Here is a 25,396-nt window from a genome sequence, read left to right on the forward strand (position 1 = left end):
ACCAACACCACGGAGACACCAGCCCTTCTCACCGATTGGACCTCCCGATGGACTCCACCGCCGCTACCACCCGGGCCGTCGTCGCGCCACGCACGTGGCGCAAGGTCGGCTTCCGGATCATCCCGCTGGTCGGCCTGGCCTACGTGGCGAGCTACATCGACCGTGCCAACGTCGGCTACATCGCCGCGCCCATGTCCCGGGACCTGCACCTGACGAGCGGCCAGATCGGCCTCGCCGCGGGTCTGTTCTTCATCGGCTACATCCTCGTGGAAGTGCCGAGCAACATGATGCTCAGGCGGTTCGGCGCGCGGAAGTGGATCGCCCGCATCATGATCACCTGGGGTCTGGTCACGGCGGCGACCGCGGCCGTGAACTCGGCGGCGACGTTGTTCCTCGCGCGGTTGCTGCTCGGGCTCGCCGAAGCCGGCCTGGCCGCCGGGATCCTGCTCTACCTGACGTTGTGGTTCCCGCGCCGCCAGCGCTCCTGGGCGTTGTCCGCCTTCTTCCTGATGACCCCGGTGTCCTCGGTCATCGGCTCTCCGCTGGCCGCCGCGCTGCTGGAGTGGGGTCAGAACCTGTTCGGCATCGCGGGCTGGCGGTCGCTGTTCCTCGTCGAGGGCGTCCTGACGATCCTGGTCAGCATCCTGATCCTCGCCTTCCTGCCGGACCGCCCGGGGAACGCGCGCTGGCTCGACGACCGGGAGAAGGCCGCCATCGAGGCCACGCTGGCCGCCGAAACCGACGAGCACCGCGCCCGCGGGGCGCTCACCGGGCTGCGCCAGGCGCTGACCAGCGGCCGGGTCTGGCTGATGGCCGTGACGTGGTTCGCGATCGCGTTCGGCCTGTACCCGCTGCAGTTCTTCCTGCCCACGATGATCCGGTCCATCACGCACAGCATCGGCAAGTCCGGTGATGTCAGCAGTGTGCTGCTGTCCGCCATCCCGTACGCGGTGGCCGTGCTCGCCCTGCTTCTCTGGGCCCGCTTCGCCGCCCGCCGGACGGCGGTCACCGCGACGGCCGTCCCGATGACCGTCGGGGTGGCAGGGCTGCTGCTGGCCACCTTCACCAGCAGCGGCACCCTGTTCGTGGTCGCGGTCTGCGTGAGCGTCGCCGGGATCATGACCGCGATGCCGCAGTTCTGGCGGATCCCGGCGATCGGCCTGACCGGCGCGGCGGCCGCGTCCGGGATCGCGCTGATCAACTCGGTCAGCAACGTCAGCGGGTTCGTCGGCCCCTACTTCACCGGGGCCATCGCGTCCGCGACCGGCAGCTTCACCTGGGCGCTGCTGGCCATCGCGATCATCATGACCGCCGGGCTGGCCGTCCTGCTCAGCGTGGGCCGCCGGATGGAACGGCTGGACGGGAGCCTGTCGTGAGCACCGCACTGATCATCGGCGACATCCAGCGGGGCATCACCGACGGCTACCCGTTCGCCAGGCAGGTCGTGCCCCCGCTGACCGAACTGCTCCCCCGCGCCCGCGCGGCCGGTGTCCTCGTGGTGTTCGTCCACTTCGGATTCCGCGCCAACGGGGCCGACGTGCCGCCGGACAACGCGATGTTCCGGACGTTCTTCGACGCCGGGGAAGCCTTCCACGAGGGTTCGGCCGGCACTCAGATCGCGTTGCCGGTCTCCGGCGAGGACGTGGTCGTGCTCAAACGCCGCGCCAGCGCCTTCGCCGGCACCGACCTCGACCTCGTGTTGCGCGCCCGCGGTGTCCGCACACTCGCGATCGCCGGGGTCGCCACGAGCGCGATGGTGGCCGCGACCTGCTACGACGCCGCCGACCGCGGCTACGGGGTGACCGTGCTGCGGGACGGGTGCGCCGACGGGGACCCGGCGATGCACGACTTCTTCATGGACGCCGTCTTCCCCAGCCGGGGATTCGGTGTGGTGCCCTGCGCGGGCTGGACCCCGGGACGGGACGCGTGAACGCCGCATTGCTGCACCGGCTCCGGACGGAGCTGGACGATCGCCGGGCGAGGACCGGGTTGCGCCGCGACCTGGTGGTCTCCGGTCCGCAGGGGCCGGCGCTCGGCGTGGACGGCGAGACGCTGGTGAACCTCGCCGCCAACGACTACCTCGGGCTCGCCGGTGACCCCGAGGTCCTCGACGCGGCCCAGCGGGCGGTGCGGGAGCTGGGAGTCGGGGTCACCGCGGGACGGGTGCTGTGCGGCACGCGGGAGGTCCACGGCCTGCTCGAGGCCGCCATCGCCGAGCTGGTCGGGACCGAGGACGCCGCACTCCACGGCTCGTGCTTCGACGCGAACCTCGGCGTGTTCGACGCCCTGCTCGGCCGGGACGACGTCGTCTTCAGCGACGCGCTCAACCACGCCAGCCTGATCGACGGCATCCGGCTGGCACCGGCCCGGCGGCACGTGTTCCCGCACGCCGACCTCGACGAGCTCGAACGCGGCCTCGCCGGGGCCGCGGACGCGCGCCACCGGGTCGTCGTCACCGACGGCGTGTTCAGCATGGACGGCGACATCGCCCCGCTGCCCCGGCTGTGTGAACTGGCGGAACGCTACGACGCGGTGCTCGTGGTCGACGACTCGCACGCCACGGGGGTGCTGGGCGCGAGCGGCGCGGGCACCGCCGAGCACTTCGGGCTCACCGGCCGCGTCGACGTGCTGACCGGGACGCTGGGCAAGGCGCTGGGCGGTGGCGCCGGCGGTTTCGTCGCCGGTTCCCGTGCGGTCGTGGAGACCGTGCGCCAGGTCTCGCGTCCCTACGTCTTCACCAACGCGTTGGCTCCGGCGCTGGCCGTCGCGGCGCTGACCGCGATCGGCATCGCGCGGCGGCGTCCCGATCTGCGCGAGCGGCTGGCCGCCAACACCGTGTGGCTCCGCGGGGCGTTGCGCGACCTCGGGTACGAGGTGCTGCCGGGCGAGCACCCGATCATCCCGGTGATGCTGCGGGGCGGCTCGCTGGCCCGTGACGTGTCGGCGGCGCTGCGGCGCGAAGGTGTCCTCGCCTTCGCGCTGGCCCACCCGGTCGTCCCGGCCGGTGCGGAACGGATCCGGGTGCAGGTCTCGGCGGCGCACACGCCGGACCAGCTCGAGCTCGCGGCGGCCGCCTTCGCCCGCGCACGTGCCGTCCTGGCGGCCGCATGAGCACCGCACCGGGGCTCGGCGCGCCCACCAGCGCCGACAGCAGCGAACTCGCCGGCCGGGTCGCGGTCGTCACCGGCGGCGCGAGCGGCATGGGACTGGCCACCGCGCACGCCCTCGCCCGCCGCGGAGCGACCGTCGCCGTGTTCGACCTCGCCGCACCCGGCCGCGCCGACCTGGCGGCCACGCTGGAGGTCGCACCCGGCCGGGTCTGTTCGACGGCAGTGGACATCACCCACGCCGACGCGGTCCGCGACGCGTTCGACGCGCTGCTGGCCGGCTACTCGCGGCTGGACATCCTCGTCAACGCCGCGGGGATCGCGCCGCCGACCCCGTTCGACGACATCACCGAGAACGAGTGGAACCGGGTGCTCGCGGTGAACGTGCACGGCACGTTCCTGTGCTGCCGGCAAGCGCTGCCCGCGATGCGCGCCGGACGGTGGGGGCGGATCGTCAACTTCTCCTCCACCGCGGGCAAGACGATCAGCACCGCGGGCGGGGCGCACTACACCACGGCCAAGCACGGGGTCCTCGGCCTGACCCGGCACCTGGCGAAGACCTGCGGACCCGACGGTGTCACCGTGAACGCCGTCTGTCCCGGGCTCATCGACACGCCGATGGCCCGCGCCCTGCTGCCCGACGAGACGCTCGAGCGCGTCACCCGGTCGTTCCCGGTACCCCGCGTCGGGCAGGCGTGGGAAGTCGCGGAACTCGTGGCGTTCCTCGCCTCCGACCGGGCGGCCTACATCACCGGCGCGGCCGTGGACATCAACGGCGGCGACCTCATCATCTGACGCCGTCCGACGCGACCGCGCGCGGACGACCCCACCAGAAAGCGAGCACCATGACTGTCCGGACCATCCTCCACCACATCGACGGCCGGGAGACCGCGGGCGCATCGAGCCGCACCGCACCTGTCTGGGATCCCGCGACGGGCGAGCAGCAGGCCGACGTGCTCCTCGCCGAAGCCGCCGACGTCGACGCCGCCGTGCGTGCCGCGCGCGCCGCACTGCCCGGCTGGGCCGACACGTCCGTGATGCGCCGGTCACGGTTGATGTTCGCCTTCCGCAACCTCGTCGAGAAGCACCTGGATGAGATCGCCCGGCTGGTGTCCGCGGAGCACGGCAAGGTCCTCGACGACGCCAGGGGCGAGGTCGTGCGCGGCCTGGAGGTGATCGACTTCGCGTGCGGGATCCCGCAGCTGCTCAAGGGCGACTACTCCGACCAGGTTTCGACCGGCGTCGACCTCTTCTCGTTCCGCCAGCCGCTCGGCGTGTGCGCGGGAATCTCGCCGTTCAACTTCCCCGCCATGGTTCCGATGTGGATGCACCCGATCGCGATCGCGACCGGCAACACGTTCGTGCTCAAGCCCTCCGAACGCGACCCGTCGGTCTCGAACTTCGTCGCCGGGCTCTACGCCGACGCCGGCCTGCCCGGCGGTGTGTTCAACGTCGTTCACGGCGACAAGGTCGCGGTCGACGCGATCCTGGACCACCCGGACGTCGCGGCGGTGTCGTTCGTCGGCTCGACACCGGTCGCGAAGTACGTGCACGACCGCGCGAGTTCGAACGGCAAGCGCGTGCAGGCGCTCGGCGGAGCCAAGAACCACGCCGTGGTACTGCCCGACGCCGACCTCGACCAGGCCGCCGACCACCTGGTCTCGGCCGCGTACGGGTCGGCGGGCCAGCGCTGCATGGCGATCTCGGTCGCCGTCGCGGTCGGCGACGTGGCCGGACCGCTCGTCGATCTGCTGCGGAAGAAGGCAGAGGCGATCAAGGTCGGGCCGGGGCTGGCCGCCGGATCCGAAATGGGCCCGGTCGTGTCGCGGGAAGCGCTTTCACGGATCACCGGCGCCATCCGGTCCGGCCTCGACGCGGGCGCCGAGCTCCTGCTCGACGGGCGCGAGATCGATGTCCACGGCGACGGGTTCTTCGTCGGCCCCACGTTGTTCGACCGCGTCACGCCGGAGATGGACGTCTACCGCGAGGAGATCTTCGGCCCGGTGCTCGTCGTCGTGCGCGCCGGCTCGCTGGCCGAGGCCATCGACCTCGTCAACGCCGGCGACTGGGCCAACGGCACGGCGATCTTCACCACCAGCGGCCAGGCGGCGCGCACCTTCCAGCGTTCGGTGCAGGTCGGGATGATCGGGATCAACGTCCCGATCCCGGTGCCGATGGCGTTCTACTCCTTCGGCGGGTGGAAGCAGTCGCTGTTCGGCGCCCACCACATGCACGGGCCCGAGGGGGTGGCGTTCTACACCCGTGCGAAGGCGGTCACCAGCCGCTGGCCGGAGGACGGTGCGCACCAGCGCAGCGACCTCCACTTCCCGACCGCGGTCTGAGCGGACCCCGTCGCTCCCGCCGGCTAGGCCGGCGGGAGCGAGGCCGGCATCTCGATGTGCGCCCTGCTCACGGAGGCGCTCCCGGCGAGGACCTGGATGACGTCGTGCCGCACGCGCTCACACCGGTTGCGCATCGCCGCCTCGGCGCCGTCCGCGTCGCGGTCCCGCAGCCGCTCGAAGATGACTTTCAGCTCGCCGGGTGGGCTCGCGGCGCTGGGCGCGATCAACGCCGCCATCCGCAGGACCCGTTCCAGCTCGTCGACCACGTCGACGATCGCCTTGGCGAGGCGGTTGTTGCCGGCGCTGTTGGCGATGACGGCCTCGAACTCGACCGCGGCCCGCAGCGCCTCCTCCTGTTCCACCTCACCCGCCGCGAGTGCGAAGTGGACCTCGGACAGCGCTTCGAGCCGCGCGAGCGCCGGCGCGGGCACACCGCGGCGCGCGGCCTGGGCGGCGGCCGCGCCGGACAGCAGTGTCCGCAAGGCGCAGAGGTCGTCGGTGTCCTGCAACGTGATCGGGCTGACGACGTACCCCGCGCGCGGCAGTGCCGTCACGAGCCCGTCGCGCCGCAGCCGCGCGAGCGCCTCGCGCACCGGTGTCTTGCTGATGCCCCACTGCTGCGCCAGCGAGGCCTCGGTGAAGCTGCTGCCGGGCGGCAGCGTGAGGTCGATGATCTGGCGCCTGATCGCCCGGTACGCCTGGCCGGTGCGGTCGAGTCCGGCGTCCGCCCGGCCGACCAGCAGCAGGGCGGGGATGTGGGGCGTTCCCGTGATCACGGAATGGATGTCAGGCACTTGGACAGTGTATCAGCAGCGCAGAGCAAGATATTTTTCCGAAAATCTGATATCTCAACGATGATAAGGTGATCCCATGCTGCGTTCCGCCTCGGAGTCCTGGTCCCTCCCCGCCTCGACGCTTCTCCCCACGATGGGGGCGATGGCCACGCGTGACCGGGCAGCCCGTGCCGCGCGCGACGGGGTCGCGGTCCTCCCGCTCGTGGGCGCCCCGGTCCTGCCGATGCCCGAGCACGTGCGGCAAGCGGTCAGGCAGGCGATGGACCAGCCCGACCCGCGCGACAGCCGCGGCCTGCCCGAGCTCCGCGCGGCGATCGCCGCCGAACTCGAGCGCGAGAACGGTCTGCACGTCGATCCCGAGCGCCGCCTGCTGATCACGCACGGGGCAATGCAGGGCCTGTCCCTCGTGCTGCGCACGGTGCTCGCCCCGGGCGAGGAGGTGATCGTGCCGTCCCCCACCTTCTTCTTCGACGGCCCGATCCGCGAGGCGGGCGCGACCGCCGTGCACGTCCCCGCGCACGAGCGCGACGGCTGGGCGCTCGACCTCGAAGCCCTTGAGGCCGCCGTGACGCCCCGCAGCCGGGTTCTGCTCCTGTGCAACCCGAACAACCCGACCGGCTACCTCCCCGATGCCGCGACCGTCGCCGCGGTGGCCGACCTCGCCGCCCGCCACGGGCTCCTCGTCGTCTCCGACGACTCGTGGCAGCACTTCACCTTCGACGGCCGCCGCTACCAGCCGGTCGAGGCGTTCGCCGATCGCTGGCCGCACCTGGTCACCGTCACCAGCCTCAGCAAGTACTACTCGCTCGCGAGCTGGCGGGTCGGCTACGTCCTGGCACCACCGCCGGTCATCGACGCGATCGAGCGCCGGTTCCAGTGGGAGGCGGTCTGTTGTGGCGCGGTCCCGCAGCACGCCGCGATCGCCACCCTCACCGGGCCGCGCGACTGGCTCGACCAGGCGCTGTCCACCTACCAGGCCAAGCGCGACCGCGTGTGCGACGGCATCGCCGCGAGCGGCCTTCCCGAACCCGTGCGGCCGGCGGCGGGCGCGTTCCTCCTGGTCGACTGCGCGAGCCTCGGTGACACCCCGGACGACATCGACCGCGTGCTCCTGCGGCACGGCATCGCGAGCATCCGCGGCGGCGACCTGCACGCCCCCGGCACGCACGTCCGCCTCACGTTCGGCTCACCGGAGCCCGTGCTCGACGAGCTGGTCCACCGCCTCGCCGCGGCCCGCCGCGAAGCCCGCTGACCGAACCGCGGGGATGTGCGCGGGTCAGGCGCTGGGTTGTCGCGAGCGGCTGCTCGACGTGCGGGTGATCGCTGCGGTGAGCTCGGCCTGCCGCCGGTAGCCGTCGACGGCGGCGAGCTTGATCTCCTCGTAGCCGCGCACCACGTCGGGCAGTCCGGCGAGCTCGTGATCACCTCGCGGTACTCGCCGACCAACTGCCACTCGACGCGCCGCACCCCGGCGTAGCCGGAGACGTCCAGGCGAGTGCCCCGGCGGAACGCCTGCAGGTTCGCCGGCACGGCGGTGCCGTTCCCACCCGCGGCTACGTCGCCGTCTTCGACGAGGACATCGTCCGCCACTACATCGCCTTCCTCGACGACCGCCGCGACCTGCGACCGATCGAGGAGTACCGCGAGGCCACCAGCGAGGAATGGGCCGAGTTCGACGAGCACTTCGACAAGCGCAAGGTCGAGCTCGGCTCCTGCGGGCGTCCCTACGGCACGGCCTGCCAGCACGAACACGCCTGCATCCGCTGCCCGATGCTGCACGTCAACCCCAAGATGCTGGCCCGGCTCGACGACCTCGAAGCCGACCTGCTCGACCGCCGCACCCGCGCACAAGCCGGATGGTGGGTCGGCGAGATCGAAGGCAATGACATGCCCCTCACTTTCCTGCGCGCCACGCGCGACGACACGCACCTGCGAGTACAAGGTCGCCCTGCTGAAGAAGGCGGAGCGCGAGTTGCTCGGATATCCACATCCGCGTCGAGTGCCGCCCGGTGTCTACGCCGGGCAGGCCATCGGCATCAGCACCGATGAAATCGGGCGAGCCCGAGACGCCGGCGTCGGGTTCCTGCGCAACGTCTTCGCACTGCTCGAACTCGGCTTCGACCGGGAATGAGACCTGGTTGATCGACGACGGCGTCCCGCGCATCCTCCGGCTGGTACGCCGCCTGGGACACAAGCGCAAGGACACCGAAGACCTCTACTCCCACGTGACGTCATGGTCGAGTCGATGCTGACCGCTTTGCAGTGACGCTGGGAGCAGGACGGCGTATGGAGCTGGAATGCAACCCACGTCAGGAGCAGGATGCGGCGTGACCTCTTCGGATTCGCGAAGCTGGCCAGGACGCCGTGCTCCCCATCTGCTCCCCGCAAACGCCGACGGCCCGCCGACGATGGTCGTCGACAGGCCGTCTGAACAGCTGAAATAGCCGGTGGGCGATACTGGGATCGAACCAGTGACCTCTTCGGTGTGAACGAAGCGCTCTCCCCCTGAGCTAATCGCCCGGTGTGCTGACCATGGTAGCGGGTCCCGCCGCTACCCCAGCCGCCGGGTCACGCGTTCCCGCGCCGCCTTGGCCTCCAGTTCCAGGCGAGCCATGATCTCCGCCGCCGGACCCTCCGGCGCGACCGAGTACGTCTGGCCGCCCCAGAGGTTCACCCCCTCCGGGTCGCCGGCCCGGTGCGCGGCCGTGCGCACCGGCTTGGTCAGGTGGTGCACCTGCGGGTAGGCCGACGGCGCGTACGGGGAGTGCTCGGTCAGGAACCGGTTCACCAGGCCCCGCGCGGGGCGTCCGCTGAAGGCCCGCGTGATCGCGGTGACCCGCCCGCCCTCGGCGAGCGCGCGGCGGTGCGCGGGCTGGGTGCCGGCCTCGTCCGCGCGCAGGAACGCGGTGCCCAGCTGGGCCGCTTCCGCTCCGGCGGCCAGCACGGCGACCACGTCCGCGCCGTGCACGATTCCGCCCGCCGCGATCAGCGGCAGGTCCACCGCGGAGCCGACGAGCCGCAGCAACGCCAGCAGTCCGTAGGCCTCGCCGCCGGCCGGGTTCTCCGGGTCGTCGACGTACAACCCACGGTGCGCGCCCGCCTCGAAACCCTGCACGCACAGGGCGTCCGCCCCGGTCTCGGCCGCCTGCACCGCCTCCTCGGGAGTGGTGACGGTGACGATCACCCGGGAGCCCGCCTCGTGCAGCCGTCGCACGTCCTCAGTGGACGGCAGCCCGAAGGTGAACGACACGAACGGCGGCGCCTCCCGCACCACGACGTCGACCTTCGCCGCGTAGTCGTCGTCCTCCCAGCGCGGCTCGCCGGGCTCGGTCTCGTAGCGCCGGGCCTCCTCCGCCAGCCGCCGGACGTACGGCGACAGGTCCACACCGGACTCGCGGCCGGGCACGAACAGGTTGACCCCGAACGGACGTCCCGTCAGCTCCCGGGTCCGTGCGATCCGCTCCGTGAGCGCGCCGGCCGTCAGGTACCCGGCGGCGAGGAACCCCGACCCGCCGGCCTCGGCCACGGCGGCGACGAGTTCGGGCGTCGTGGGGCCGCCGGCCATCGGCGCGACGAGCACGGGGACACGCAGGTCTTCGAACATGACCCCACTCTACGATTCCCGCGCGCCGCGGGCACCGGGCCGAACGTGCCCTCAGCGACCGCCCGGAGATCACGCGCAGCTTCGACCTTCAACGCGACCGCACCGCGGCGCCGTGCTGTGGCGGGCTAGGTCTGGCCGGCCGTGCTGTGGTGGAGCGGGCGCGTCCGGCACTAGCGTGGCCTCATGACGAAACTCGACGACGTCCGCGCGCTCGCCGCCCAGGAAACCGGTCTGGCGACCGTGGCGATCGCGCGGGCGGACGGGACGGTGCACGCCTCGGTGGTCAACGCCGGCCTGCTCGACGACCCGGTCTCCGGGCGGGCCGCGGTCGCCTTCGTGGCCGCCGGCGGGACGAAGAAGCTGGACCTGCTGCGCGAACGCGGGAACGCGACCGTGGTGTTCCGGCGCGGCTGGACGTGGGCGGCCGTGCAGGGCCCGGCCCGGCTCATCGGCCCCGACGACCCCGATCCGGGTTTCGACCCCGCCGGCCTGCCCCGGCTGCTGCGCGACATCTTCACCGCGGCCGGCGGCACCCACGACGACTGGGACACCTACGACCGCGTGATGGCGGAGGAGCGGCGGTGCGCGGTGTTCGTCGAGGCGGCCCGGATCTCCGGCCCCGCCTGACGCCGGCTACTTCTTCTTGCCCTTGTCGCCCGAGGGCTCGTCGGTGGACAGCGCGGCGACGAAGGCCTCCTGCGGAACCTCGACCCGGCCGATGTTCTTCATCCGCTTCTTGCCTTCCTTCTGCTTCTCCAGCAGCTTGCGCTTCCGCGAGATGTCGCCGCCGTAGCACTTGGACAGCACGTCCTTGCGCATCGCGCGGATCGTCTCGCGCGCGATGATGCGCGAGCCGACGGCGGCCTGGATCGGCACCTCGAACTGCTGCCGCGGGATCAGCTCGCGCAGCCGGCCAGCCATCTTGTTGCCGTAGCCGTAGGCGGCGTCCTTGTGCACGATCGCGGAGAACGCGTCCACCGGCTCGCCCTGCAGCAGGATGTCGACCTTGACCAGGTCCGCCACCTGGGTGCCGGCCTCCTCGTAGTCGAGCGAGGCGTAGCCGCGGGTGCGGGACTTCAGCGAGTCGAAGAAGTCGAAGATGATCTCCGCGAGCGGCAGGTGGTAGCGCAGCTCGACGCGCTCCTCGGACAGGTAGTCCATGCCGAGCAGGTTGCCGCGCTTGCTCTGGCACAGCTCCATGATCGCGCCGATGAACTCCGACGGGGCGATCACGGTGACCTTGGACAGCGGCTCGTGCACCTCGGCGATCTTGACCCCGGTGGGCCAGTCGGACGGGTTGGTCACCATCACCTCGGTGCCGTCATCCTGGATGACGCGGTACTCCACGTTGGGCGCGGTCGCGATCAGGTCGAGGCCGAACTCGCGCTCCAGCCGGTCGCGGGTGATCTCCAGGTGCAACAGGCCGAGGAAGCCACAGCGGAAGCCGAAGCCCAGCGCGACCGACGTCTCCGGCTCGTAGGTCAGGGCCGCGTCGTTGAGCTGCAGCTTCTCCAGCGCCTCGCGCAGTTCCGGGTAGTCCGAGCCGTCGACCGGGTAGAGCCCGGAGAACACCATCGGCTTGGGGTCGCGGTAGCCGGCCAGCGGTTCGGTGGCGCCCTTGCGCTCGGAGGTGACGGTGTCACCGACCCGGGACTGGCGGACGTCCTTCACGCCGGTGATGAGGTAGCCCACCTCGCCGACGCCGAGGCCCGCGCTGGGCTTGGGCTCGGGCGAGATGATGCCGACCTCGAGCAGTTCGTGCGTGGCGCCGGTGGACATCATGCGGATCCGCTCGCGCGGGGTGATCTTGCCGTCCACGACGCGGATGTAGGTGACCACCCCGCGGTAGGTGTCGTACACCGAGTCGAAGATCATGGCGCGGGCCGGGGCGTCCGCGTCACCCACCGGCGGCGGCACCTGGCGGACGACCTCGTCGAGCAGGTCGGACACACCCATGCCGGTCTTCGCCGAGACGCGGAGGACCTCCGACGGGTCGCAGCCGATGATGTGCGCGAGTTCGGCGGAGTACTTGTCCGGGTCGGCCGCCGGGAGGTCGATCTTGTTGAGGACCGGGATGATGTGCAGGTCCTTCTCGAGCGCCAGGTACAGGTTGGCCAGGGTCTGGGCCTCGATGCCCTGAGCCGCGTCGACCAGCAGGATCGCGCCCTCGCACGCTTCGAGCGCCCGGGAGACCTCGTAGGTGAAGTCCACGTGGCCGGGGGTGTCGATGAGGTGCAGGACGTGGTCGCGGCCGTCGACCTGCCAGGGCAGCCGGACGTTCTGCGCCTTGATCGTGATGCCGCGCTCGCGTTCGATGTCCATGCGGTCGAGGTACTGCGCGCGCATGGCCCGCTCTTCGACCACGCCGGTGAGCTGCAGCATCCGGTCGGCCAGGGTGGACTTCCCGTGGTCGATGTGGGCGATGATGCAGAAGTTCCGGATCTGCTCCGGCGGCGTGAAGGTCTGGTCGGCGAACGTGCTCACTCGGATCCTCGGCTCGTCGTGGGGTACACCTCCATGTTCCCATGCCCGATTTCCGGGTCATCCCCGATGCCGGTGAGCGGTGGCGAGTGCTGACCTGGAGGTATGAGCACAACGATCGGGCAGATCCTCGACCGGGCCTTCGGTCACCCCCGTGGCCTGCTGGGCCGGGTCGGCGGGATGGTGATGGCCTACGGCAACGGCGCGACGGAACGGCACGTGGTGGACGTGGCGAGGCTCACCCCGGAGGAGACGGCGCTGGTGGTCGGGCCCGGTCCCGGGGTCGGGCTGCGGCTGGCCGGCGAGCGCGCCCGCACGGCGGTCGGGGTGGACCCGTCGCCGGAGATGCTGGCGCTGGCGCAGACCCGCTGCGCGGCGGAGATCGCGGCGGGCCGGGTGCGGCTGGCCCGCGGGTCGGCCGAGCGGACGGGCCTGGCGGCGGCTTCGGTGGACGTCGTGCTGAGCGTGAACAACGTCCAGCTGTGGGACGACCGGGCCGCGGGTTTCGCGGAGTTGCTGCGGGTGCTGCGCCCGGGCGGCCGGCTGGTGCTGTCCGCGCACGAGAAGTGGCTGCCGGTGCCGCGGCACGCCCTGGCAGCCGAGCTCACCGCGGCGGGGTTCACGGACCTGCAGACGTGGGTGTGGCAACCGCCCGGGGTCACGGCTCCCCTGGCGGCCCAGCTCCGCGCCCGCCGCCCGGAGTAACGGCGGCCCGCGCCACGCGTGCCTGCTCGGCCTCGCCTGCCAGGGCGCCGCAACCTCGCGCCACCGCGCGAGGCCCGGCCAGCCTTGTCTCCACACCTGTCCGAAGTCCGCACGTCGAAGCGGAGGAACCCACCGGCCCGAGCTGCCGGCTCCCGGTATCCGACCCCGTGTCGGCCCGCGGCAACCTCGCCCAGGTTCACCCCCGGAAATCCCTGGCCCCGCCCGCAGGGCCCACCGCTGCCTGCCGATGACCCGAACTCCCGCCCGGGACCTCCATCCAGGCGCGGGAGTCGCGGTCCCGGCCCGGTCACTGGGTCCGTACGTCAGTGCGGAGCGGGTGGTCCGGCGGGATCTCCACCAGGACGATGGACGTGCCGTCCGGGTCGGAGATGCGGGCCTCGTCCAGACCCCACGGCTCCCGGCGGGCCTCGCGGTCGGGTTTGACTCCCCGCGAAGCCAGCTCGTCGAGCGTCGCGGTCAGGTCGCGGACCTGGAACCACAGTTCGACGTCGGGGCTGGTGCCCTTCTCGCCGCGGCCGACGACCTCCAGGAAGCCCTGTCCGGTGAAGAACACCGTGCCGCCGGGGAACGTGCGGTAGATCGCCAGGCCCAGCACGTCCCGGTAGAACGCCGTGGTCTTCTCGGGGTCGCGGGGGTGGATCAGCACCCGGCTGCTCAACACGTCCATGGTTCCTCCCTACCCCACTCGATCAGGACGCCGCAATCGCGGCAATTCCGGCCAGCACCACCACCGACCCGGCCAGCCGCCGAGCCGGATTCGGCTCGTCCAGCAGCAGCCACGCGGCGATCCCGCCGAGCACGATGCTGACCTCCCGCGCCGGGGCGACCAGGCTGACCGGCGCCATGCGCATCGCGTACAACACCAGCACGTAGGCGACCGGCGACAGCACCCCGACGACCACGGCCTCGCGCCAGTGCGCCCGCCACAGCGCACCGGTCCCACTCCCCGGACGGCATGCGGCCGGCGCGAGCAGCACGCTCTGCAACAACGCGCCGGAGGCGAAGTAGATCAACGGGGGGACGGCGAGCGCGTTGACGGCGTGGTCGTCCCACAGCGTGTAGGCGGCGATGGTGGCCCCGGTCAGCAACCCGTAGAAGACCCCGGCCCGCCGGGCACGCGCGTCCCCCGCCGACCGCGGTCCCAGGCCGATCACCAGGACGCCTGCCACGACCAGCAGTGCACCGGTCAGGCCCAGCCATCCGGGCCGCTCGCCGAACAGGACCACGGCCGCGACGACCGACAACAGCGGCCCGCTCCCCCGCGCCAGCGGGTAGACGACGGACAGGTCGCCGACCCGGTAGCCGCGCTGCAGCACGACCCCGTAAGCGACGTGGAAGACCGCGGTCAGGACCGCGGCGGGCAACCAGATCCACTGTGGACGTTGATGCTGGGCGACGAGGGTCACGACCGCGATCGGGACGCAGACCACGGCCGAGACGGTGTAGTAGAGGAACACGAACCCGGCCCCGGCGTCGACCCGCTTGGCCGCGAGGTTCCACCCGGCGTGCACGACGGCGGCGAGGAGCACCAACCCCAGCGCGGTCCCGTTCACCTCTCCCCTCCCCAGCCAGTGCAAGTGCCACCGTAACCCCCTGCTAACCTTGACGGTCGTTGCCGTGCGGCATTCCGCCAGGGAGGAAACCCGCACGCCGGGGCCGGTACAGCGCGGCAGCGAAGCCACCGACAGATCGAAGGAGCGCCTTCATGGCCAACATCAAGTCCCAGATCAAGCGCATCAAGACCAACGAGAAGGCGCGCCTGCGCAACCAGTCGGTCAAGTCCTCGGTGAAGACCGCGATCCGCAAGTTCCGCGAGGCCGCCGAGTCGGGCGACAAGGCCAAGGCCGTCGAGCTGCAGCAGGTTGCCGCTCGCGCCCTGGACAAGGCCGCCAGCAAGGGCGTCATCCACGCGAACCAGGCCGCCAACAAGAAGTCGGCGATGGCCAAGCGCGTCAACCAGCTCTGAGCTTGATCTTTCCGAGGGGCGGGCATCCGGCAGGGTGCCCGCCCCTCGCGTTTTGCCGGGTCCGGCCGGCGCCGGAGCGACGCCGGCCGGACGCCGCGCGGCCCCGGCTTCCCGGCGTTCCACCGTCCCGAGCGCCGCTGAGCAAGGCGCCCGCGCTACCCGGAGTTCTATCGTCCGCAGCGCCGCCGACCACGCCCCCCGCGCTACCCGGCGTTCCACCGCCCCGAGCGCAGCGTCGATCGCGGCCGTCACCCAGCTTCCCCGCGTGACGCCGGGCAAGCGCTGACGACCAGCCACCGCGCCGCGCTACGCAGGGCTCCACCAGCCCGACCGGCGCGATGCCGCTCCACCAGCCCGGACGCCACCAGCAACCGAAGCACGCTACCCAGCGCAGGGCCGGACAGGGCGCCGCCGACCGGCGCCACCAGCACCGCATCGCCCAGCGCTCCACCGGCCAATGCCACCATCGCCCGCACCCCGGCCCGGCTCCCAGCCCAAGGCCGGCCGGGCGCCGCTGACTACAGCCACCGGCACCGCGCTACCCAGTGCCTCACCCGCCCAAGCGCCGCCATCAACCGGAGCCCGTCCGCCGGGTTCCCGGCGTTCGGCCAGCCAGGGCGCCGCCGACCGGGGCCACCAGCACCGCATCACCTACCGCGCCACCGGCCAAGGCCACCATCGCCCGCACCCCGACGACGGTTCCCCACCCAGGCCCGGTCGGGCGCCGCTGCCCGGGTCCGCTGGCACCGTGGCGGAGCGGCTACCGCTTGTCGCGCGCGGCGGCCAGCTCCAGGACGGCCCGTTCGAGCGCGTAGGCCGGGTCCGCGGCCTGGCCTTTGACCTCGGCGTTCACGCGCGCCACCACCGCCATCGCCTCAGCGAGACCGGCCTGCGTCCACCCGCGCGACTGTCCCTGGGCCTTGCGGATCTTCCACGGCGGCATCCCCAGCTCACCAGCCATCTGGTTCGGGTTGCCGCGACCCGCCGCGGAGACCCGGGCGATGGTCCGGACCGCGTCGGCGAGGGCGTCGGCGATCAGGACGTGCGCCACGCCGATCTGCAGCGCCCACCGCATCGCCTCGAGGGCCGCACCGCGCTCCCCCGCGACCGCCTTCTCCGCCACCGCGAAGCCGGTCACGTCCGCGCGGCCGCGGTGGTAGCGGCGCACGGCCTCCTCGTCGACCCGGCCTCCGGAGTCGGCCACCAGCTGCGACGCCGCCGCGGCCAGTTCCCGCAGGTCGGCCCCCACGGCATCGATCAGGGCGGCTACCCCGGCGGGGTCGATCTTGCCCCCGGCCTGACGGACCTCGTTGCGGACGAACGACTCCCGGTCGGCCGGCCGGGTGATCTTCGGACATTCGGTGACCAGGGCACCCGCCTTGCGCAGCGCGGCCGGGAGAGCCTTGGCCGCCTTGCTGCGCCCGCCACCGGTGTGTACGACGACGAGGACGACCCCGTCGGCGGGCATCTTGGCGTAGGCCAGCACCGCGTCGGCCAGCTCCTGCCCGATGTCCTGCGCCCCCTCCAGGACGATCACGCGCCCCTCGCTGAACAGCGACGGGCTGACCAGCTCGGCCAGGGCGGGCGGGGTGAGATCCGACACGCGGACCTTCGTCAGCTCGGCGGTCGGGTCCTCCTGCCGGGCCTGGGTGAGGGCCCCGCGCACGGCGCGCTCGACGAGCAGCTCCTCTTCGCCGAGCACGAGCTGCAAGGGTGCGGAGGTGGTTGCCGGCGCGGTCACGGTTCAGATACTGCCACGGACCACCGACAGCGCCGGACCGTGATGAACCCCGCAGGGGCATGGCGCCTCCGGATCGGCGTGCCGTATGTTGTTAGCCGGGCGTTGCCGCAGCACGACAACCCCGACAACTGAATACCGCTCATCCAGAGGGGCAGAGGGAACGGCCCGACGAAGCCCCGGCAACCGGCGTCAGCCTGTCATCTCGATTCCGCGAGGTAGCTGACGACCACGGTGCCAATTCCGGCCCGCGTCAGCGGGACAGATGAGGAAAGGAACCTCGCGATGACTGCAGCCCTCGATTCGACCGCCACCCGCCGCACCGTCGACCTCGGCCCCGCCGTGGAGCTGGTCTCGAAGGAAGAGGGGCACAGCCAGCCGCTGGCCCCGGAGTTCGTCTCCGCCGAGGACTTCTCGCCCCTCGAGGTCGGCTACGACTTCGGCCGCGTGCGCCGCGAGGACATCGAGGCCGGGCCGCGCAACATCTGGCGCTACAAGAAGCTCCTCCCGGTCCCCTCGAACGTCGAGGAGATCCCGAACACCGAGCCCGGCTGTACGAGGCTGGTGAAGGCCGACCGGCTCGCCAAGGCTCTCGGGGTCAAAAGCCTGTGGGTCAAGGACGACACCGGCAACCCCACGCACTCCTTCAAGGACCGCGTCGTCGCCGTCGCCCTGGCCGCGGCTCGCGAGTTCGGCTTCGACACCCTGGCCTGCCCGTCCACCGGCAACCTGGCCAACGCCGTCGCCGCGGCCGCCGCCCGGGCCGGCTGGCAGTCGGTGGTGCTGATCCCCTCCTCGCTCGAGCGCGCCAAGGTCCTGACCACCGCCGTCTACGACGGCAACCTCGTTGCCGTCGACGGCAACTACGACGACGTCAACCGCCTGGCCACCGAGCTCGCCGCCGAGCACGAGAACTGGGCGTTCGTCAACGTCAACGTGCGCCCCTACTACTCGGAGGGCTCGAAGACGCTGGCCTTCGAGGTCGCCGAGCAGCTCGGCTGGCGGATCCCGGAGCAGATCGTCGTGCCGATCGCGTCCGGTTCCCAGCTGACCAAGGTCGACAAAGGCTTCCGCGAGTTCGCCAAGCTCGGTCTGGTCGACGACACCCCGTACAAGGTGTTCGGCGCCCAGGCCGCGGGCTGCTCGCCGGTCTCCACGGCCTTCCGCAACGGTCACGACGTGGTGCAGCCGGTCAAGCCGGACACCATCGCCCGCTCGCTCGCGATCGGCAACCCGGCCGACGGCCCCTACGTGCTCGACACCGTCCGCCGCACCGGTGGCGCGATCGAGGACGTGACCGACGAAGAGGTCGTCGAGGGCATCCGCCTGCTGGCCCGCACCGAAGGAATCTTCACTGAGACCGCCGGTGGCGTCACCGTGGCGACGGCGAAGAAGCTCATCGAGGCCGGCAAGATCGACCCCGACGCCGAGACCGTCCTGCTGATCACCGGTGACGGCCTGAAGACGCTGGACGCGATCGAGAACCGTGTCGGTCCTAAGGCGACGGTCAAGCCGTCGGCGGCGGCCGTGCACGAGGCTCTCGGGCTCTGAGCAACTCCCACCTCACTTTCCCCGGCGCACCAGTGCGGGGCCGGTCTGGTCCGGGATCACCGCGGTGTCGCCGTCGGTGTCCGTGCGGGCGACGAGCGCGCCGTCCGCGGTCAGGGTGTCGAGTGTCGTGCGGTTCGGGTGGCCGTACCGGTTGCCCGAACCGACGCTGACCAGCGCCAGCCGCGCCGACACCGCGGCCAGGAACTGGGGCAGCGAGAACCTCGACCCGTGGTGCGGCACCTTCAGGATGTCCGCGTGCAGATCGGCTCCCGCGGCCAGCAGGTCGGACTGCGCCGCGAGTTCGACGTCACCGGTCAGCAGCACACTGCCCGCCGGTGTCCGCGCCCGTAGTACGACCGAGCTGTTGTTGATCTGCGTGCCGTCGTCGTTGTCATCCTCCTCTTCGGACACAAAGGCCGGCCCCAGCACTTCGAGGCTCAGCGACGGCCACTCCAGCCGGCGCCCGGCTTCCAGTTCCAGCAACGGGACTCCGTGGCGCGCGGCGATCTGGCCGGCCTGCCGCCAGGCCCAGTCCGGGCGGCGGCCCGGTCCGACGGCGATCCCGCCGACGGCGCGTCCCTCGAACACCGATTCCAGCCCGCCGATGTGGTCGGCGTGCAGGTGGCTCAGGACCACCAACGGCACCCGGTCGACGCCCAGCCTGTCCAGGCACCGGTCCACCGGCCCCGGCTCGGGCCCGGTGTCCACCACGATCGCCCGTTTCGGCTCGCCGGTGGCCAGGACGAGGCTGTCACCCTGACCGACGTCGCACGCGACCACGGCCCAGCCCGGCGGCGGCCACCCGGGCGTGATGACCCGGCCCGGAACGACGAGCAGTAGCACCCCGGCCAGCACCAGCGCCAGCAGCACCCGTAGCCGTCGTCGCCGCAGAGCCAGCACCACAGCGACCGCGACCGCCAGGGCAAGCGCCCCACCCCACCACCCGCCGGGCCAGGGCAACACCGCTCCAGGCACCTCCGACGCCCGCCGGGCGACGAGGATCAGCCACCCCGCCTCAGGCCCGGCCAACCGCACGACCAGCTCGCCACCAGTCGGCCAGACACCCGCGACCACCGTGGCGAGCACCCCGAACACGGTCGCCGGGGCGACCACCGGAGCGGCGAGCACGTTCGCCGCCACGCTGACGATGCTCAACTGCCCGGCCATCCCGGCCACCACCGGCGCGGTCACGACGAACGCCGCCGCCGGTACCGCGAGGCCCTCCGCGAAGCCCGGCGGCAGCCCGCGCCGCTGGAGCACTTCCGCCCACCGCGGCGCCAGTAGCACCAGCCCGGCGGTGGCGATCACCGAGAGCGCGAAACCGAAGCTGACGGCCATCGCCGGGTCCCACGCCACCAGCACGCACACCGCGCCGGCCAGGGCCGGCACGACGGACCGTTGTCGTCCCAGCGCGAGGGCGAGCAGCGCGATGCCGCCCATCACCCCGGCACGCAGGACACTGGGCTCCCCGCCGGCCAGGATCACGAACCCGGCCAGTGCCACTCCGGCCAGCACCGCCGACAGCCGCGGCCCCGCGCGCAGCAGCCGCAACAACAGCAGGACCGCGCCGCACACGATGGCCACGTTGGAGCCGCTGACCGCCATCAGGTGTGTCAGCCCGGCGTCGGTGAACTCGCGGTCGAGCCGTTCGGACAGACCGCTGGTGTCACCCACGACCAGACCCGGCACCAGACCGGCCTGCTCCTCGGGGAGAACCGCGCAAGCCCGGCGCAGCGCCGCCCGCATCGACTCGGCGGCACGCTGCCACCACGGGGCAACGGTCGCGCCGGACGGCGGCCCGCGCACGTACACCGCAGCCACCGTCAGATCGGCATCCCGTGGCGGGGCCAGTTCGCCGGTGGCCATCACCTCCTGGCCCGGAACGATCCCGTTCCAGGAGGCGAAGGGTGCCAGCAGCACCACGCGTCCGGACGTGAGGACCGCCCGGCCGTCCTGTTCGGCGTGCAGGACCTCGCCTGCGACGACGACTGATCGTGGCCCGGCCTGCTGATCGGCGTACCCCGCGGAGCGGATCGGCTTCGGCCGTTCCGTCACGAGCATCCGCAGCGCCACCTCCCTTCCCTGATCGGCCAGGGCGCGCAACGGGTCGTGCTCCGCACGGCCGAACCGCAGGGCCAGGGGGCCGGTCAGCAACAGGCCGGCCACAAGCAACGCCACCGCGCCCGCCCACCAGCGTGAGCCACCCCGTCGCAGTCTGATCAACAACAGCACGGACACCACCACCGCGGCCGCACCACAGACCGCGGGCATCCACCACATCCAGAGCAGTCCGAGCAATGCCCCGAGCCACAACGACAACGCGGCCGGAACCAGTCGGAAGTCGTGCCGCACCACGGGTTCCACGCCGGTGATCACGACACCGTCACCTGCTCGCGCAAACGAGACAGCCGCGTCTCACCGATGCCCTCGACCTCGCGCAGCTGGTCCACCGACCGGAAACCGCCGTTCTTGGTGCGCCAGTCGACGATGCGCTGGGCGGTGACCTCGCCGATGCCCGGCAGCGCATCGAGCTGTTCCGCCGTCGCCGTGTTCAGATCGACCAGAGCCGAAGTGGCGCTGCTCGTGGCCGGCTGCGGCACCCCGGGCGGAGGCGGGACACCGACGTAGATCTGCTCGCCGTCGGCGAGTTTCCGGGCGAGGTTGAGCGCGGTGACGTCGGTGCCCTCGATCGCGCCGCCCGCCGCGCGCAGCGCGTCCGCCACCCGCGACCCCGCCGCGACCGTGACGAGACCTGGAGTGCGTACCTTGCCGACCACACTGATCACCAGCGAGCTGTCGGCGACGCGGCTCGCCGACACACTGGCGGGCGCCGGCCGCTCCGGTGCCGCGGGCAGGACCGGGGCGCGTTCGACCGGCGGCCCGCCGCCCAGCAGGACGATCGATGTGCCGACGAGGACGAGGACCGCCGCGAGGGCGAGCAGAACAGTCGTCAGGCGCCGCCGCTGCGGACTGCTGGTGAGCGAGGCCGGGACCCAGCGTTCGACCAGGCGGCCGACCGCGCCCGGCGGCCCGCTGTCGCGATCGGCCGCGAGGGCCTGATCGGCGAGCTTCTCAAGCCGGCGGTTGACGGGGATTCCCGGCGCTTCCGGGGCTGATCGTTCGAACACGCATTCGACGCTAGGGGGCATGAGGAGGAGGGAGAAGCGGGAATCGGCGGGGCTGTGGACAAGTGGGGGTCTGTGGACAAGTGCCGCGTTCTGACGCGGCTGCACGGGTTTCTGTCGGTCGCCCGTGTCAAACTGGAAGGTTCGCCGCGGATCGGCGGAACTGCACCATCCCTCGCGCGTCTACCAGGCCGTGCGGACGATTCTCGAGACGCGGACGTGGTCCCGGATCACGCGGGTGTGCGTGGTCCTCGTGCCGGTGTTGTACCTGCTCGCGGTGCTGAACGTCGCACGGCTCGAGAACCCGTACCACACGTGCACGCAGGAACGGTTCGGCGTGCCCGACGACGCCGGGCTGCCGCGCTTCACCGCTCTCGACGAGGGTTTGCTGCCGCCGCGGTCGATGTGCTCCTGGGCGGACGGGTACAGCACCGATCGGGTGCCCACTGTCCTGATGATCGCGCTCGCCGCCTGCGTGGCGCTGCTCGTCGTCGCCTTGCTGTTTTCGGCGCTGCTCAGGCTCTCGAAACGGCGCCCGGACCGCCTGGATCCCGTTGCACCACAACGCCCACCACGCCCGGCCCGGTGTGCGCGCCGATCACCGCGCCCAGCTCGGAGACGACGCAGCCCTCGGTGACGTTGAGCCGCTCCTCGATGCGGTTCGCCAGCTCCACGGCGCGCTGGGGCGACGCGAGGTGGTGCACAGCGACTTCCACCGGCTCGCCGTGCCCCGCTTCCTCCGCGAGCTCCACCAGTCGCGCGATGGCGCGGTTCATGGTGCGCACCTTCTCCAGCGGCTTGATCCTGCCGTCGTCCAGGTGGAGCACCGGTTTCATGGCCAGCGCGGTGCCCAGCAGGGCCGCCGCCGCGCCGATGCGCCCACCTCGGCGCAGGTACTCCAAGGTCTCGACCACGAACAGCGTCTCGGAACAACGCACCGCCGCCGTCGCGGCCGCCTCGACCTCTTCGGGTGACGCTCCGGCCGACGCCGCTCTGGCCGCGTGCAGGGCCGCGAAACCGAGGCCCATCGCCGTCCCCCGCGAATCCACGACCCGCACCCGCTCCGGGCCCACCTCCTGCGCCGCGAGGACCGCCGACTCCCACGTGCCCGAGATCTCGCTGGACAGGTGGACGGACACGACCGAGTCCGCACCCGCGTCCAGCGCCTCACGGTAGGCCGTGGCGAACGCGCCGGGCGTCGGCCGGGACGTGGTGACGATACGGCGCTGACTCAACGCCTCGGCCAGCGCGGCCGGCCCCACGTCGACCCCGTCCAGGGCAGCGACACCGTCGATGAGGACGTGCAGCGGCACGACGCGCAGGGCGTAGCGGTCGGCGAAGCCCTCGGGCAGATGGGCGGTGGAATCCGTGATGACGGCGACCGGCACGACCGTCAGCCTACGTGCCCGTGGTCTGTTCGCCGGGGACCAGGAGTGGTCCGATCAACGCGGCCATCGCCTTGCCCACGAGCGCGTGCCCTTCCCACCCCCAGTGCATGCCGTCGGGGTTGCCACGGCCGCTGAGCACGTGCTCTCCCACCACCTCGGCCAGGTTCAGCAGCGGCACGTCCACGCGCCGCGACCACGCGGCTATCGCGGCCGCGGTCTCCTCACGGCCGGTGTGGACGTTGCCGTAGGACGTGGCTCGGTGGACGCTCGGCAGGACCGCCACGACGGGCATCTCCGGCCGCAGGATGCGCAGGGCGTAGACCGCGCGGTCGAGGTAGTGGACGGTCAGCTTGGCCGGCAGCACGCGTGGTCTGCCCCGCAGGGCGACGGCGAGACGCGGCTGGGCTGCCAGGTACGCCTTCCGCACGGTGCGGCGGAGCCCCGCGGGCCGCAGGTACCGCAAACCGCCCCGCAGGTAGGTCGGCAAGGGCGACGGCAACGTGTCCATGCTCCCGACGGCCAGCACCACGACGTCGGCATGCTTCAGATCGGCCCACACCCGCGGGTCGCCGATCATCGACCACCACGCGTCGCGCGCCGTCCAGCCCGCGGACGCTACGAGGTCGGCGCTGCCGCCCAGCGCTTCGGCCGCGATGTTCGGCCACAGGCGCGGCTCATCCGCCGCGCACGGGTTTTGCGGACCCTGGAAACTCAGCGAGTCCCCGAAGACCAGCAGTTTCGGCATCTCAGCCGAGCATTCCGGCGTTGTAGGCGTGCAGCCGCCAGTGGCCGTCGCGCAGGCCGAGATCGACCCAGTGGCAGTTGCCGATGCCGCCCAGCTGCGGCCACGCCTCGACCGGAAGGTTCAGCAGCTTCCCGGTGAGCGCCGTGATCAACCCGCCGTGTGCGGCCAGCAGCACGGTCTCGCCCGGCTCGTCGCTCGCCAGCAGGTCGTTGACGACCTCGGACGCGCGTTCGGCCACGTCCACCCGCGACTCGCCGCCCGGGGGCGCCCACGTCGCGTCGACGCGCCAGATGGCCCTGTCACCGGGCCAGCCCTCGTCGACCTCGGCGCCGGTCAGGCCCTGCCATTCGCCGAGGTGCGTCTCCCGCAGCCGCTTGTCGATGCGCAGCGGTACGCCGATCGCCTCGGTCAGCACGGTCGCGGTATCCATCGCCCGGTGCAGGTCGGACGAAATGACCAGGTCGGGCTCGAAACGGGCGAGTGCGGGTGCGGCGAACCGGGCCTGGTTCCAGCCCACCTCGGTGAGCGCCGAGTCCAGGTGACCCTGCATGCGCCCCGCGGCGTTGTAGTCGGTCTCCCCGTGACGCCACAGCACGAGGCGCCGGAAACTCACGAGGCGTCCCCCGCGTCGACCGCCTCGGCGAGCCCGTCGACCTCGATCCGCGGGCAGTCCTTCCACAGCCGCTCGATCCCGTAGAACGAGCGCTCCTCGTCGTGCTGGACGTGCACCACGACGTCGACGAAGTCGAGCAGCACCCAGCGGCCCTCGCGCGCCCCCTCGCGGCGAACCGGCTGGTGCCCGGCCTCGCGCAGCTTCTCCTCGACGTTGTCGACGATGGCCCCGACCTGCCGCTCGTTGGGCGCCGAGGCGATGACGAACACGTCGGTGATGACGAGCTGCTCGGAGACGTCCAGCACCACCACGTCGGTGGCCTTCTTGTCCGCAGCGGCGTAGGCCGCCACGGTCGCGATGTCTCGTGCCTGCGCCGTCGCTGCCACTCCTGAGCTCCCTCACCTCGGACCGTCGGTCAACCGAGGGTACCTGCCGCCACCGACAACCCCGGCGGCGTGTCAGGCCGGCTTGCGGTACAACCCGCGCTTGTCGATGTACCGGACCACACCGTCGGGCACCAGGTACCAGATCGGTTCGTTCTGCTCGACGCGCGTGCGGCAGCCCGTGGACGAGATGGCCATCGCGGTGACCTCGACCAGGCTCACCTTGCCGCTGGGCAGGTGGTGGTCGTTGAGACGGTAACCCGGGCGGGTGACACCGATGAAGTGCGCGAGGGTGAACAGCTCGTCAGCGTTGTGCCAGGTCAGGATCTGCTCCAGGGCGTCCGCCCCGGTGATGAAGAAGAGCTCGTCGTCGGGGAACTCGGCCTTCAGGTCACGCAGTGTGTCGACGGTGTAGGTCTCGCCGCCGCGGTCGATGTCCACCCGGCTGACGGAGAAGACCGGGTTGGAGGCGGTGGCGATGACCGTCATGAGGTAGCGGTCCTCGGCGCGGGTGACCTGCCTGGCGGACTTCTGCCACGGCTGGCCGGTCGGCACGAAGATCACTTCGTCGAGGTCGAACCGGGCCTGCACCTCGCTGGCCGCGACGAGGTGGCCGTGGTGGACGGGGTCGAACGTGCCGCCCATGACCCCGATTCGGCGTGGTGACATGAACGGATCGTAGAAGCGCGAGTGCGCGGGCACTGCCCCGCTCCCCGGTAACAGCGCCCGCGCGCCTCGCTCCGCCGGCGGTTCGAGGGGAACCTCCGGAGGCGCCGGCGAACCCGCGCGAGGACCCCGACACCGAGGAGACTCGGCCGAACGGGTGTCCTGAT

General features: G+C 71.9%; 26 protein-coding genes, 1 tRNA gene and 1 riboswitch. Of the genes, 11 read left to right on the plus strand and 16 right to left on the minus strand.

All coding sequences use genetic code 11. The features are described 5' to 3' along the window. Window positions 1–47: 47 nt before the first annotated feature. From FB470_RS01810 to FB470_RS01830, 5 genes are read left to right on the plus strand one after another with little or no spacing between them, the layout of a single operon-like run. On the plus strand, window positions 48–1,376 hold the full coding sequence (locus tag FB470_RS01810; protein ID WP_306988196.1) for an MFS transporter: 1,329 nt from the start codon (window positions 48–50) through the stop codon (window positions 1,374–1,376). Beyond that, window positions 1,373–1,930, plus strand: coding sequence for a cysteine hydrolase family protein (locus FB470_RS01815; protein ID WP_306988197.1), 558 nt, complete (start codon window positions 1,373–1,375; stop codon window positions 1,928–1,930). Before FB470_RS01810 ends, FB470_RS01815 begins: the two co-directional genes overlap by 4 nt. Continuing rightward, window positions 1,927–3,111, plus strand: coding sequence for a glycine C-acetyltransferase (locus FB470_RS01820; protein WP_306988198.1), 1,185 nt, complete (start codon window positions 1,927–1,929; stop codon window positions 3,109–3,111). The genes FB470_RS01815 and FB470_RS01820 overlap by 4 nt, the downstream gene beginning before the upstream one ends. Continuing rightward, window positions 3,108–3,902, plus strand: coding sequence for an SDR family NAD(P)-dependent oxidoreductase (locus tag FB470_RS01825; RefSeq protein WP_306988199.1), 795 nt, complete (start codon window positions 3,108–3,110; stop codon window positions 3,900–3,902). Before FB470_RS01820 ends, FB470_RS01825 begins: the two co-directional genes overlap by 4 nt. A 50-nt stretch (window positions 3,903–3,952) precedes the next feature. Further along, window positions 3,953–5,449 carry a CoA-acylating methylmalonate-semialdehyde dehydrogenase gene (locus tag FB470_RS01830; RefSeq protein ID WP_306988200.1) on the plus strand — a complete coding sequence of 499 codons (1,497 nt, stop codon included), beginning with the start codon at window positions 3,953–3,955 and terminating at the stop codon, window positions 5,447–5,449. 23 nt (window positions 5,450–5,472) lie between these two features. Here FB470_RS01830 and FB470_RS01835 read toward each other — a convergent pair whose 3' ends face one another. Next, window positions 5,473–6,243, minus strand: coding sequence for a GntR family transcriptional regulator (locus FB470_RS01835; protein ID WP_306988201.1), 771 nt, complete (start codon window positions 6,241–6,243; stop codon window positions 5,473–5,475). A 142-nt stretch (window positions 6,244–6,385) separates the two neighbouring features. On the opposite strand from FB470_RS01835, the gene FB470_RS01840 reads away from it, so the two are divergent. After that, window positions 6,386–7,495, plus strand: coding sequence for a pyridoxal phosphate-dependent aminotransferase (locus FB470_RS01840; protein ID WP_306988202.1), 1,110 nt, complete (start codon window positions 6,386–6,388; stop codon window positions 7,493–7,495). 24 nt (window positions 7,496–7,519) lie between these two features. On the opposite strand, the gene FB470_RS01845 is transcribed toward FB470_RS01840, so the two are convergent. Then, window positions 7,520–7,696, minus strand: coding sequence for a hypothetical protein (locus tag FB470_RS01845; protein ID WP_306988203.1), 177 nt, complete (start codon window positions 7,694–7,696; stop codon window positions 7,520–7,522). A gap of 429 nt (window positions 7,697–8,125) precedes the next feature. Between FB470_RS01845 and FB470_RS01850 the strand changes: the two genes are divergently transcribed. Next, a complete protein-coding gene (locus FB470_RS01850; protein ID WP_306988204.1) occupies window positions 8,126–8,374 on the plus strand; it encodes a hypothetical protein in 249 nt (82 codons plus the stop codon). 317 nt (window positions 8,375–8,691) lie between these two features. Here the strand turns inward: FB470_RS01850 and FB470_RS01855 are convergent. Both FB470_RS01855 and FB470_RS01860 read right to left on the minus strand, forming a co-directional pair. Then, a tRNA-Val gene (locus FB470_RS01855) sits at window positions 8,692–8,763 on the minus strand. A 31-nt stretch (window positions 8,764–8,794) separates the two neighbouring features. Next, window positions 8,795–9,847, minus strand: a complete 1,053-nt coding sequence (locus FB470_RS01860; RefSeq protein WP_306988205.1) for a nitronate monooxygenase — start codon at window positions 9,845–9,847, stop codon at window positions 8,795–8,797. 183 nt (window positions 9,848–10,030) lie between these two features. On the opposite strand from FB470_RS01860, the gene FB470_RS01865 reads away from it, so the two are divergent. Further along, window positions 10,031–10,474, plus strand: a complete 444-nt coding sequence (locus FB470_RS01865) for a pyridoxamine 5'-phosphate oxidase family protein (protein WP_306988206.1) — start codon at window positions 10,031–10,033, stop codon at window positions 10,472–10,474. Window positions 10,475–10,480: 6 nt separating this feature from the next. Here the strand turns inward: FB470_RS01865 and lepA are convergent, their stop codons facing one another. Beyond that, entirely contained in the window at window positions 10,481–12,331 is a 1,851-nt protein-coding gene (lepA, locus tag FB470_RS01870; RefSeq protein ID WP_306988207.1) for a translation elongation factor 4, read from the minus strand. Window positions 12,332–12,433: 102 nt separating this feature from the next. Between lepA and FB470_RS01875 the strand changes: the two genes are divergently transcribed. After that, entirely contained in the window at window positions 12,434–13,033 is a 600-nt protein-coding gene (locus FB470_RS01875) for a class I SAM-dependent methyltransferase (protein ID WP_306988208.1), read from the plus strand. 307 nt (window positions 13,034–13,340) lie between these two features. Here FB470_RS01875 and FB470_RS01880 read toward each other — a convergent pair whose 3' ends face one another. Next, entirely contained in the window at window positions 13,341–13,721 is a 381-nt protein-coding gene (locus tag FB470_RS01880) for a VOC family protein (protein ID WP_306988209.1), read from the minus strand. 22 nt (window positions 13,722–13,743) lie between these two features. After that, window positions 13,744–14,607: an EamA family transporter gene (locus FB470_RS01885; protein ID WP_306988210.1), complete on the minus strand. Its 864-nt coding sequence runs from the start codon at window positions 14,605–14,607 to the stop codon at window positions 13,744–13,746. Window positions 14,608–14,759: 152 nt separating this feature from the next. Between FB470_RS01885 and rpsT the strand changes: the two genes are divergently transcribed. Then, on the plus strand, window positions 14,760–15,020 hold the full coding sequence (gene rpsT / locus FB470_RS01890) for a 30S ribosomal protein S20 (RefSeq protein ID WP_191244985.1): 261 nt from the start codon (window positions 14,760–14,762) through the stop codon (window positions 15,018–15,020). 760 nt (window positions 15,021–15,780) lie between these two features. Here rpsT and holA read toward each other — a convergent pair. After that, window positions 15,781–16,761: a DNA polymerase III subunit delta gene (gene holA, locus FB470_RS01895; protein WP_306988213.1), complete on the minus strand. Its 981-nt coding sequence runs from the start codon at window positions 16,759–16,761 to the stop codon at window positions 15,781–15,783. 136 nt (window positions 16,762–16,897) lie between these two features. Continuing rightward, window positions 16,898–17,030: riboswitch (SAM riboswitch) on the plus strand. 13 nt (window positions 17,031–17,043) lie between these two features. On the opposite strand from holA, the gene thrC reads away from it, so the two are divergent. Continuing rightward, the gene (thrC, locus tag FB470_RS01900; RefSeq protein ID WP_306988215.1) at window positions 17,044–18,309 is read left to right on the plus strand and encodes a threonine synthase; all 1,266 of its coding nucleotides are present in this window, start codon (window positions 17,044–17,046) and stop codon (window positions 18,307–18,309) included. Between the two features lie 12 nt (window positions 18,310–18,321). Here thrC and FB470_RS01905 read toward each other — a convergent pair whose 3' ends face one another. The 8 genes from FB470_RS01905 to nadD form a co-directional block, all read right to left on the minus strand. After that, the gene (locus FB470_RS01905) at window positions 18,322–20,589 is read right to left on the minus strand and encodes a ComEC/Rec2 family competence protein (protein WP_306999014.1); all 2,268 of its coding nucleotides are present in this window, start codon (window positions 20,587–20,589) and stop codon (window positions 18,322–18,324) included. 92 nt (window positions 20,590–20,681) lie between these two features. Continuing rightward, window positions 20,682–21,437 (minus strand): ComEA family DNA-binding protein, encoded by a 756-nt coding sequence (locus FB470_RS01910; RefSeq protein WP_306988217.1) that lies wholly within the window; start codon window positions 21,435–21,437, stop codon window positions 20,682–20,684. A gap of 180 nt (window positions 21,438–21,617) precedes the next feature. Further along, window positions 21,618–21,881, minus strand: coding sequence for a hypothetical protein (locus FB470_RS01915; protein WP_306988218.1), 264 nt, complete (start codon window positions 21,879–21,881; stop codon window positions 21,618–21,620). A gap of 68 nt (window positions 21,882–21,949) precedes the next feature. Further along, window positions 21,950–22,822: a DegV family protein gene (locus tag FB470_RS01920; protein WP_306988220.1), complete on the minus strand. Its 873-nt coding sequence runs from the start codon at window positions 22,820–22,822 to the stop codon at window positions 21,950–21,952. Between the two features lie 10 nt (window positions 22,823–22,832). Next, window positions 22,833–23,567, minus strand: coding sequence for a diglucosylglycerate octanoyltransferase (gene octT / locus FB470_RS01925; protein WP_306988222.1), 735 nt, complete (start codon window positions 23,565–23,567; stop codon window positions 22,833–22,835). A 1-nt stretch (window position 23,568) separates the two neighbouring features. After that, window positions 23,569–24,180 (minus strand): histidine phosphatase family protein, encoded by a 612-nt coding sequence (locus FB470_RS01930; protein ID WP_306988223.1) that lies wholly within the window; start codon window positions 24,178–24,180, stop codon window positions 23,569–23,571. Then, window positions 24,177–24,566: a ribosome silencing factor gene (rsfS, locus tag FB470_RS01935; protein WP_306988226.1), complete on the minus strand. Its 390-nt coding sequence runs from the start codon at window positions 24,564–24,566 to the stop codon at window positions 24,177–24,179. The genes FB470_RS01930 and rsfS overlap by 4 nt, the downstream gene beginning before the upstream one ends. Before the next feature lie 72 nt (window positions 24,567–24,638). Further along, on the minus strand, window positions 24,639–25,232 hold the full coding sequence (gene nadD / locus FB470_RS01940) for a nicotinate-nucleotide adenylyltransferase (RefSeq protein WP_306988228.1): 594 nt from the start codon (window positions 25,230–25,232) through the stop codon (window positions 24,639–24,641). Window positions 25,233–25,396 lie beyond the last annotated feature (164 nt).

Origin of the sequence: Amycolatopsis thermophila, from assembly GCF_030814215.1 — a bacterium.
Taxonomy (GTDB): domain Bacteria; phylum Actinomycetota; class Actinomycetes; order Mycobacteriales; family Pseudonocardiaceae; genus Amycolatopsis_E; species Amycolatopsis_E thermophila.